Annotated in this window: 11 protein-coding genes; 7 read left to right on the forward strand and 4 right to left on the reverse strand. The window is 76.4% G+C overall.

Annotation, left to right across the window (positions count from 1 at the left end):
- Window positions 1-13 precede the first annotated feature (13 nt).
- The 6 genes from Q0848_RS15475 (at window position 14) to Q0848_RS15500 (ending at window position 4,706) form a co-directional block, all read left to right on the forward strand.
- Window positions 14-1,030: a DMT family transporter gene (locus Q0848_RS15475; RefSeq protein WP_299039138.1), complete on the forward strand. Its 1,017-nt coding sequence runs from the start codon at window positions 14-16 to the stop codon at window positions 1,028-1,030.
- Between the two features lie 62 nt (window positions 1,031-1,092).
- A complete protein-coding gene (locus Q0848_RS15480; protein ID WP_299039140.1) occupies window positions 1,093-1,668 on the forward strand; it encodes a flavodoxin family protein in 576 nt (191 codons plus the stop codon).
- Window positions 1,669-1,768: 100 nt separating this feature from the next.
- Entirely contained in the window at window positions 1,769-2,905 is a 1,137-nt protein-coding gene (locus tag Q0848_RS15485) for a LacI family DNA-binding transcriptional regulator (RefSeq protein WP_299039142.1), read from the forward strand.
- A 94-nt stretch (window positions 2,906-2,999) separates the two neighbouring features.
- Window positions 3,000-3,326: a hypothetical protein gene (locus tag Q0848_RS15490; protein WP_299039144.1), complete on the forward strand. Its 327-nt coding sequence runs from the start codon at window positions 3,000-3,002 to the stop codon at window positions 3,324-3,326.
- 193 nt (window positions 3,327-3,519) lie between these two features.
- Window positions 3,520-4,173, forward strand: a complete 654-nt coding sequence (locus Q0848_RS15495; RefSeq protein ID WP_299039146.1) for a maleylpyruvate isomerase family mycothiol-dependent enzyme — start codon at window positions 3,520-3,522, stop codon at window positions 4,171-4,173.
- 236 nt (window positions 4,174-4,409) lie between these two features.
- Window positions 4,410-4,706, forward strand: coding sequence for an antibiotic biosynthesis monooxygenase (locus Q0848_RS15500; RefSeq protein ID WP_299039148.1), 297 nt, complete (start codon window positions 4,410-4,412; stop codon window positions 4,704-4,706).
- A gap of 140 nt (window positions 4,707-4,846) precedes the next feature.
- Here Q0848_RS15500 and Q0848_RS15505 read toward each other — a convergent pair whose 3' ends face one another.
- The 4 genes from Q0848_RS15505 to Q0848_RS15520 all read right to left on the reverse strand — a co-directional run bounded on the left by Q0848_RS15505 (window position 4,847) and on the right by Q0848_RS15520 (window position 9,115).
- Complete coding sequence (locus tag Q0848_RS15505; RefSeq protein ID WP_299039150.1) at window positions 4,847-5,299, reverse strand: hypothetical protein; 453 nt, start codon at window positions 5,297-5,299, stop codon at window positions 4,847-4,849.
- 401 nt (window positions 5,300-5,700) lie between these two features.
- Complete coding sequence (locus Q0848_RS15510) at window positions 5,701-6,363, reverse strand: TrkA family potassium uptake protein (protein ID WP_299039152.1); 663 nt, start codon at window positions 6,361-6,363, stop codon at window positions 5,701-5,703.
- Window positions 6,356-7,657 (reverse strand): potassium transporter TrkG, encoded by a 1,302-nt coding sequence (locus Q0848_RS15515; protein ID WP_366146635.1) that lies wholly within the window; start codon window positions 7,655-7,657, stop codon window positions 6,356-6,358. The genes Q0848_RS15510 and Q0848_RS15515 overlap by 8 nt, the downstream gene beginning before the upstream one ends.
- A gap of 207 nt (window positions 7,658-7,864) precedes the next feature.
- Window positions 7,865-9,115 carry an ROK family protein gene (locus Q0848_RS15520; protein ID WP_299039155.1) on the reverse strand — a complete coding sequence of 417 codons (1,251 nt, stop codon included), beginning with the start codon at window positions 9,113-9,115 and terminating at the stop codon, window positions 7,865-7,867.
- Window positions 9,116-9,396: 281 nt separating this feature from the next.
- On the opposite strand from Q0848_RS15520, the gene yidD reads away from it, so the two are divergent.
- The gene (yidD, locus tag Q0848_RS15525) at window positions 9,397-9,687 is read left to right on the forward strand and encodes a membrane protein insertion efficiency factor YidD (RefSeq protein ID WP_299039156.1); all 291 of its coding nucleotides are present in this window, start codon (window positions 9,397-9,399) and stop codon (window positions 9,685-9,687) included.
- Window positions 9,688-9,865: the final 178 nt, after the last annotated feature.

Genomic DNA, 9,865 nt, shown 5'->3' on the forward strand with positions numbered 1-9,865 from the left:
GTAGGAAGCCCCGGTGACCTCCTCGACGCCCGGCCCGGCGGCGCCCGCAGCGGCGCCGCCGGCCCTGGGCCCCGTCGACCGCGTGCCGGCCCCGCTGCTGATGGCGGCCTCGATCGGCAGCGTCCAGTTCGGCAGCGCCATCGCGAGCACCCTGTTCCCCGCCCTCGGCGCACCGGGGACCGTGCTGCTGAGGCTGCTCCTCGCGGGCGCCCTGCTGGCCGCGCTGCTGCGGCCGCGCGTGCACCGGTGGTCGTGGCAGGCCCTCGGCGGGTGCGCGGTGCTGGGCGCCGCCATGGCGGGCATGAACGGGCTGTTCTACCTCTCGATCGAGCGCCTGCCGCTCGGCGTCGCCGTGTCCGTCGAGCTGCTGGGGCCGCTCGTCCTGTCCGTCCTGCAGGCGCGCCGCGCCCAGGACGTCCTGTGGTCGGCGCTCGCCCTCGCGGGCGTCGTCCTGCTCGGCGCCCGGGCCCTGGGTGATGGGGCCCTCGGGGACGCCGGGGCCGGCGGGGGCCTCGACGTCCTCGGCCTCGTCCTCGCCGCCTCGGCGGGCGGGTGCTGGGCGGGCTACATCCTCGCCAGCGCCCGCGTCGGGCGACTCGTGCCGGGCACCGGCGGCCTGGCGGTCTCCCTGCTGGCCGGCGCGCTGCTCATGGCGCCGTTCGGGATCGGCGGGGCGCTCGTCGTCCTGGAGCGGCCCGAGCTGCTGCTCGCCGCCGGCGCCGTCGCCGTGCTGTCCTCGGTCGTGCCGTACGGGGCCGACCTCGCCGCGCTGCGGCGGCTGCCCACCCGCGTCTTCGGCGTCCTCATGAGCCTGCAGCCGGCGGCGGCGGCCCTCGCCGGACTGGTCGTGCTGGGCCAGGGCCTCACCCCCGTGGAGCTCGTCGCGCTGGTCCTGGTCAGCGGGGCCAGCGCGGGCGTGGCCCTCAGCCGCCGCCGCGGGGAGCCGACGAGCGCCCGTCCGGAGGACGTCTCCCGCACGACGGGGCGACAGGGGCGCGGTCGTCGCCGCGCTCGTCTACCCTGGAGGTAGTCCAGCGTTCACCTACTTGGGAGCGCGCCCGGACGACACCGCCCGCGACCCGAGGAGGACCCATGGCCGACACCAAGGTCACGATCGTCTACTACTCCATGACCGGCACCATCGACACGATGGCCCGCCGCCTGGCCGCGACGGCCGAGGCCCAGGGCGCCGAGGTCCGGCTGCGCGCCGTCGGCCGCGAGGACGCCGCGGGCGCCGAGGGCTCCGTCGAGCGCCCCGAGCAGCCCACCGCCGAGGACATCACCTGGGCCGACGTCGTCCTCTTCGGCACGCCCTCGCGCTACGGCAACATCGCGGGCCGCCTCAAGGTCTTCATCGACTCCCTCGGCGCCCAGTGGGCCAACGGCGAGCTCGCCGACAAGGTCTACGCGGGCTTCACCGCCTCGCAGACCCTGCACGGCGGCCAGGAGGCCGTCCTGCTCAGCCTGTACACGACCATCCACCACTTCGGCGGCATCGTCGTGACCCCGGGCTACACCGACGGCTCGAAGTTCGTCGACGGCAACCCCTACGGCGTCGGCCACGTCACGGGCGCCGGCAACGACGAGCCGGTCGGCGACGTCACCAACGGCGCGCTCGACCACATGGTCACCCGCGCCATCACGGTCAGCCGCCGCCTCACCAGCTGACAGCGACCCACCGCGAAGGGCTCGCACCCGCACGGGTGCGGGCCCTCCGGCGTCCGCGGGCCGCTGCCCTCGCGCCCGAAAGTTTCGCTACGGTCACGCCGTGCCCCGCCTCGAGACCCCCGCTCACCTCCCGAGCGACCCGGAGGCCGTGCGGGACGTCGCGTCCGGTGCCGCTCCCGGGCTCGCGGCGCCGCCGGCCCGGGCCACCCTCGCGGACGTCGCGCGGTCGGCCGGGGTCTCCCAGCCGACGGTCTCCAAGGTGCTCAACGACCGGGGCGACGTCGCGCCGGAGACGCGCGACCGCGTGCAGCAGGCGCTCCGGGCGGTGGGCTACCAGCGGCGCGGCGGGCGCGGCCCGGGGGCGCAGCGCCGGCGCGAGGGGGCGCTGCTGGTCGAGCTGGTGCTCTCCGACCTGGACTCGCCGTACGCGCTCGAGGTCCTGGCGGGTGCGGAGGAGGGGGCAGCGGCCGCCGGGGCCGGGCTCGTGGTCACCGCCGTCCACGGCCGCCGGGCCGGCGGAGGGCGCTGGCTCTCGCGGCTGGAGGGGCGGCGCTCGGCGGGCGTCGTCCTCGTCGTCTCCAACCCCGCGCCGGAGGCCGCGGCCGAGCTGCGCCGCCTGAGCACGCCGCTGGTCCTGCTGGACCCCGTCGGCAGCCGCGACCCCGAGCTGCCGACGGTGGGGGCGACGAACTGGAGCGGCGGGCTCGCGGCCACCCAGCACCTGCTCGACCTCGGCCACCGCCGCATCGCGGTCATCAGCGGCGACCCGGCGCTGGCGTGCAGCCAGGAGCGGGTCGAGGGGTACCGCGCGGCGCTGGGCCGGGCCGGCGTCCCGGTCGACGAGGCGCTGGTGCGCTTCGGCGACTTCTCGCCCGAGGGAGGGCGCCGGGAGGGCGGCGCGCTGCTCGACCTCGCCGACCCGCCCACGGCCGTGTTCGCGGGCTCGGACGTGCAGTCCTCCGGCGTCTACCAGGAGGCCCGGTCGCGGGGCGTGAGCGTGCCCGAGGACCTCTCGGTCGTCGGGTTCGACGACCTGTCGCTGTGCCAGGTGCTCTCCCCGCCCCTGACCACGGTGCGCCAGCCGCTGGCCGACATGGCCGCGCACGCCGTGCGGATGGCCCTGGACGCCGCGCTCGAGGAGCCCGCGGTCCCCGGAGCCGGCTCCGGGCCGCCCCAGCACCTGCAGCTGGCGACCAGCCTCGTCGTCCGCGAGAGCACCTGCCCGCCGCGCTCCTGAGCCGCATCTCGCCGTCCTGCCGGAGGGTGCGCCCCGCGCTCGAGCGTCTCGAGGACGACCGTCAGCTACCGGCTCACGGTCGTAGCGTCGCTGCGTGCATCACGACGACAGGTCGGGGCGCCTGCTGGTCCGGGTCTTCCCCGACCACGGGGCCGAGTGGCCGGTGTGGGGTCGGTGGGGCGCGGGCCGGCAGGGAATGCTCTCCCCCGCGCACTTCCCCGGCCTTCCCGCCGAGCTCGTCGAGGACCTCAGGGCCTGGCAGCGCAGGTGGGAGGACGAGAACCCTGAACCGTGGGTCAGGCGCCCCTCCCCGCAGGCCGCGGGACGACAGGCCGAGCTCGACCGGCTCGCACAGCGCCTCGCCGCCGAGGTGTGCGCCGTCGCTGACGTCCAGACCGACACCTGGTCCAGCACCGGCTGAGCGCCCGCGCAGTCGTGACGGCGCTCGAGCGAGACCGGCACCAGCACGGCCGGCCCGACCGCGCACCCTCCGACCACCGCGGCCGAGGTGTTCGCAGCGCTGCGCGCATCGACGCCGGGCCCCTGGCCACCGGGGTGCGGACCTCGTCGCAGACGCCGGGGAGGACGTCCACCTCTCTGCGATCGTCAGCGGCATGCCCGATGACGTGCAGTCCCGCACGACCGCCAACCGGCGAGCCGTCGCTGATCTCTTCGCCGGCCTCGACGACGACCAGCTCGACGCGCCCAGCCTGTGCGCGGGCTGGCGGTGCCGCGACGTCCTGGGCCACCTCGTCATGACGCTGGACCTCAGCTTCCCCGGCTTCCTGCGCGAGGTCCTGCGCGACCGGGGCCGCGCCGGCGAGACCTCCGACCGGCTGGCGCGCTCCTACGCCGACCAGCCCGTGGACCGGCTCGTCGAGACCCTCCGCCGACGCAGCAGCACCGCCCTCGCCCCGCCCGGGGTCGGCCTCGGCGGCCCCTTCACCGACTCCTGCATCCACCTGCGGGACGTGGCCATCCCCCTCGCCATCACCACCACCCCACCGGTCTCCGACTGGGCGCGCGTCCTGGACTTCCTCACCACACCGCGCGCCCGGAGGGCCGGCTTCCTCCCCCGGGGTCGGCTCGACGGCCTCGCGCTGGTCGCCACCGACAGCCCTTGGACCGGTGGCAGCGGCGCCCTCGTCACCGGCACCAGCGAGGCCCTCGCCCTGTCCATCACCGGGCGTCCCGTTCTTCTGGCCCACCTCGAGGGGGACGGCGCCACGACGCTGTCCGACCGGGTGCGCGCCGCCCTCCCCCGATGAGCGGGCGCTGAGCACGGAAGACGGCCGCGCTTCTCGCGCGCCGACGTCGGTCGGGACAGCCGGCCCCCCTGGCTGGTCTGGTGACCGCTTGGTGGCAACCACGAGTGGTGGCACGGTGCGCTCGTGAGCGCCGAGGACGACCCCGCCGGGGCCGCCGGCCCCGTCCGCCTGCTGCGCAGCCAGCAGCTGGTGCCCACGAGATCTCCTGCCGGAGCGCCGTGAACCATGATCGCGGGATGGTCCTCGAGCACGCGCTGCTGTCGGTCGAGCCCGGGCGGGAAGACGCGTTCGAGGACGCCTTCCGGGAGGCCAAGACGATCATCGCGGGCATGCCCGGCTTCGGGCGCCTGACGCTGTCTCGGTGCCTGGAGCGCACCAGCACCTACCTGCTGCTGGTCGAGTGGGACCACCTCGACGACCACACCGTCGGCTTCCGCGGCTCGCCCGAGTACCAGCGCTGGCGCCGGCTGCTGCACCACTTCTACGACCCGTTCCCCGTCGTGGAGCACTACGAGCAGGTGCTCAGCGCCTGACCGCAGAGGATCGGCCTCGGGGGTGCCCGACGGTCCGACTCACCCACCGCGCGGCGAACGCGACCACGATGCACGAGAAGGCCCGGCCCCTCCATGAGGAACCGGGCGCTGTGATCTCGAGGTCTGCGGCGGGTCAGGAGTCAGCGCAAGCAGAGCCGCGGGCCGCCGTCTGACGAACCCGACACGACGATCCTGAAGCTGTCACCGATGAATCGAGCGTCATGAGTGGCGTTGCAGTTGGTCGGAAGAGTCTCCGGGAATCCGGAACCGCTTCCTGGGGTGTCGACCTTGATCTTCACCTTCTGCGCCTTGCCCGTGCAGGTGCCCGACGCTCGCCCGAACGCAGGGATGAAGTACTCGGGCGCCTGGTCAGGATCGAGGACCGGCACCTCGTCGGGAACCGCGTAGACGCCCGACTCCCCGTACCAGCGCTCGCCCTTGGGGCAGGTGAGCTGGAACTCGACCTGGGCCGACCTGCCGTTCGCGATCACCTTGCCGCCCAGGACGCTCGCCGTCGGCGTCGCCGCCAGTGCCGCTGAAGGCGCGAGCGCCAGAGCGATCACTGCGGCTGCTGTGGTGAAGACCTCGCGCATCGGCCGTCCTGCTCGTCAGGCAGCGGCGACCCGCTGCTCGTCGGCGGGAAGGTACTCCACCGGGGCCAGCAGCACACGCAAGTCGTCGCGGAAGTCACTCAGCGTGCACGGGACGCAGAAGCGCCCGGCCCCTCCGAAGAGGGACCGAGCCCTCACCGCCGAGTCGACGTACGACCGATGCTGCGGTGGAACCGCATCCGTCCAGCACCCTCGTCCGCTGGACCGCCGAGGGCCGTGCGACCACGACCGCTGCGCTCCCCCGGCCCGCGGTGCGCAGCGGGCGGTCAGCTCTCAGCGATCTCATCCCCGGTCTCTGACGAGGAACCCGCGACGGCGCGCAGGGACACCAGCGGCCGCTGGTCGCACCGCGAGGGCCTGCCTGCCCAGCGGCACGGGTCCCGCTACCGCGAGCGCACGAACCGGTCGACGTCGGCGGTGCGGCCCGCGAGGAGGATCTCGTCGCCGTAGGTGAGCGTCGTGCTCGCGTCGGCGTAGGTGAACTCCTCGGCGCCCGCGGGCTTGACGGAGACCACGGTCACCCGGTGGCGGCGGCGCAGCCCGCTCTCCCCCAGCGGCACCCCGACGAGGTCCTGGGGCGGGCGCGCGGTCGCCAGCACCCAGTCGCGGCTGACCTGCAGGTAGTCGCTGACCTCCCCGGAGACCAGGTGGGCCACGCGCTGGCCCATCTCCTCCTCGGGCAGCACGACGTGGTGGGCGCCGACGCGGCGCAGGATGCGGGCGTGCTGGCGGTCCAGCCCCTTGGCCCAGATGCTCTCCACGCCGAGCTCGTCCAGCAGCGCCGTCGTGAGGATGCTCGCGTGCTGGTCGTTCCCGATGGCGACCACGGCCCGGTCGAAGTCCTGGGCGCCCAGCTCCTCCAGCGCCTCCCGGTCGGTGGAGTCGGCGACCACCACCTGGCCGATGTGGCCCGCGAGCCGCTGCACGACGACGGGGTCGCGGTCCACCGCGAGCACCTCGGCACCGCGCCGGACGAGCTCCAGGGCGAGGGCGGTGCCGAAGCGGCCCAGCCCGAACACGACGACGGGGGTCAGGCGGTCAGCCAACGATGGTTCTCTCCTCGGGGTACTGCGTCCGGCGGGTGCGCTCGCGCAGGGCGAGCGCCGTGGCGAGGGTGAGCGGCCCCACCCTGCCCGCGAGCATGAGCGCGACCAGCACGAGCTGCGCGCTGGTCGGCAGGTCGGCCGTGATGCCCGTCGAGAGGCCCACGGTCGCGAAGGCGGAGACGGCCTCGAACAGCGCCGCGTCCAGGCTGACGTCGGACAGGTCCAGCAGCAGGGACGTGCCGACCACGGCGAGCGCCGTCCCCAGCAGCGCGACCGAGAGCGCCTGGCGCTGGGTGGCCGCCGGCACGCGGCGGCGGCCGACGACGACGCCCGGCTCGCCGCGCACCTCGGCCCACACGATGAAGGCCAGGAGGCCGAACGTCGTCACCTTGATGCCGCCGGCGGTGCCGGCGCTGCCGCCCCCGATGAACATCAGCACGTCGGTGAGGAAGAGGGTCTCCGGGAGCATCGCGCCGACGTCCACGCTGTTGAAGCCCGCGGTGCGCGCCATGACCGACGCGGTGAGGGCGCCGAGGAGCCTGTCCTCGGGCGCGAGCGCGCCGAGCGTCGCGGGGTTGCGGGCCTCGGCGACGAGGACGCCGACCGTCCCGACGACGAGCAGCACGACCGTCATCCACACGGTGATGCGCGTGAGCACCGACCAGGTCGACGGGCGCCGCCAGGAGCGCAGCAGCTCGAAGACGACCGGGAAGCCGAGCCCGCCGACGACGACGGCGAGGCAGACCGGCCCGATGACCCACGGGTCGCCCGCGTAGGCGACGAGGCTGTCGGCGTTGGTGGAGAAGCCGGCGTTGTTGAACGCCGAGATCGCGTGGAAGACGCCGTCGTACAGCGCCTCTCCCGCGCCCTCGTCGTAGGTGGTGGCGAACCGCGCCGTGAGCACCGCGGCGACGACGGCCTCGCACGCCAGGCTGAAGACGACGACGCGGCGCACCACCCGGCGGACGTCGGCGCCCGTGAGCGTCTTGGTCTCCGTCTGCGCGACGAGGCGGGCGCGCAGCCCCAGCCGGTGGCGCAGCAGCAGGGCGAGGAGGGTCGCCAGCGTCATGATCCCCAACCCGCCAGCCTGGATCAGCAGCAGGACGACCGCCTGCCCGAATCCCGACCAGTACGAGCCGGTGTCCACGGTGACCAGCCCCGTCACGCAGACCGCGGAGACGGCGGTGAACAGCGCGTCCACCAGCGGGGCCCGCTCGCCCGACGCCGTCGCGAGCGGCAGCGACAGCAGCGCCGTCCCGACGGCCGACGCCGCGGTGAACCCCCCGACGACCACGAGCGCGGGGTTGCCGGCGCCGCGGACGGCGCGCCCGGGGCGCCCGCGCCGGACCCGGCGACGTGCTGGGGACGACCCCCCGGGGCGGGGCGGGGACGCCGGCGGGCTCTCGTGCACGGCGCACACCGTGGCACTGGCCCCGGCGCCGACGCGCGCGGGTCCCCCTGCACCACCCGCCTGCGCCTCACCGGGTCCGGTCGGCGCGGCTCAAGGCAGGCGCGCCGCGGCCGGGAGGGCCGTCGCCAGCAGCTCGCCGGGCCGCTCCAGCACTCCCTGCAGCACGCGAGCCGCCCCTCCCAGGACGACGGCGTCGGCGCCGAGCCGCGCCGCGCGCACCTCGACCGGCAGGACGCGGGCCCGCAGCACCCGGCGCGCGAGCTCGGCGCGCAGCGGCGGGCCGATCCACGGCACCAGGGGGGCGTAGACGCCCCCGAGGACCACGGCGTCGACGTCGAGCACGTTGACCGCCGAGGACGCGGCCACGCCGAGGGCGCGCCCGGCGTCCGCGAGCGCGCGCAGGACGCGCTCCTCGCCGCGGCCGGCGGCGCGCGCGAGCACCGCGCCCGCGCCGCCCCCCTCCGCGGCGGTGCTCCCGTCCGGGTCGAGCCCCGCGGCGGCGAGGACGGCGTCCTGACCGGCGTAGACCTCCAGGCAGCCGGTCGCCCCGCACCCGCACACCGGGCCGCCCGGGTCCACGCCGACGTGCCCCAGCTCACCGCTCCACCCGTGCTCGCCCCGCAGCAGCCGCCCGCCCACGACGGCGCCGGCGCCGATGCCGACCTCCCCGGAGACGAGCAGGAAGCTCCGCGGGGCCGGCGCCCCTTCCCCCACCGACCACGCCTCCGCGAGCGCGGCCAGGGCCGCCTCGTTCTCCAGGGCGGTCGGCAGCGCCCCCGCCGTCGCGCTGGTCGCCCCGCCCCGCAGCCGGCCCAGGACGTCGACGTCGTGCCACCCCAGGTTGGGCGCGAGGCGGACGACGCCCGCGCGCGCGTCCACCAGGCCCGGCAGCCCCCACGCCGCGCCGACGACCTCCAGGCCCTGGTCCGCCGCGGCGGCGAGGACCTCCTCGGCCAGCTCGGCCGCGCCCCGCAGGACCTGCTCCGGTGGGGCGCCCCGCTGGTCCCCCGGCACGACGCGCAGGACCCGGGTGGCCCCGGAGAGGTCCCGCACCCCCGCGGCCAGGTGGCGCACGCCGACCTCGACGCCGAGCCCGGCCACCCGTCGTCCCGACAGGCGCAGGCGCTGGGCCGGGCGCCCGCGAGCCGGGCCGGGCGGGTCGGTCTCCTCGAGCAGCCGCGCGAGGAGCATCTGGTCCACGAGGGCGGACACGGTCGTGCGGGTCAGCCCGGTCGCCGCGGCCAGCGACGCGCGCGACGGGGGCTCGGGCGCGGCGGCCACCCGCGCGAGGAGGGCGGCGCTGTTGCGCTCCCTCAGGTCCTCCTGGCGCGTGACGTCCACGCGCGCACCGTGCCACAGGGCGCTGCGGCTCGGGCTGCCCCAGCGGGTCACCACTCGGCGGGCGGCGGCCGCGACCACCGAGGTGCGCCGTCCGTGCCCCTCGCCCCCGCGTGGCGAGCACCGTCCGCGGACTCGGGGCCGCACCGGGGGTCGGTCGGGCGCGAGAGGCGCGGACGCGCGCGATCCCCGGGCGTGGCCCACCATCGCCGCATGAGCCTGAGCCCGTGCAGTCCGGAGCCGCCCGTCGTGATCGGCCGAGCGGCGTCGAGCAGGTGAGCGCCGTGGGCTCCGCCACCCGCCTGGCCGACCGCGCCATCGCCTGGTACCAGCGGCGGATCTCCCCCCGCAAGGGGTACAGCTGCGCGCACCGGGTCGCCCACGGCGGCGACTCGTGCTCGCAGGCCGTGCGCCGGTCCCTGCTCGACCGCGGGCTCCCCGGGGCGGTGCTCCCCTCCCTCGTGCGCTTCGCGGCCTGCTGGCAGGCGGTGGCGCTGCTCACCCCCCACCAGCGGGTCCAGGGGGTCTGCTGCTGCGGCCCGATCCCCATCCCCTTCGGCTTCGGGCGCCCCTGAGGGGTCGGACGTCAGCGCCGTGGGGCGGCCCCCGGGCGGCGCCCCCCCCCCCCCGCCCGCCCCACCACCCCCCCCCCCCCCGCCCCCCCCACCCCCCGCCCGGCCCCCCCCCCCCCAAACACCCCACCCCCAGCGCCCCCAACAACCCACCCCCACCCGCCCCCACCCCCCCCCCCCC

Origin of the sequence: uncultured Pseudokineococcus sp. (assembly GCF_947495735.1) — a bacterium.
Taxonomy (GTDB): domain Bacteria; phylum Actinomycetota; class Actinomycetes; order Actinomycetales; family Quadrisphaeraceae; genus Pseudokineococcus.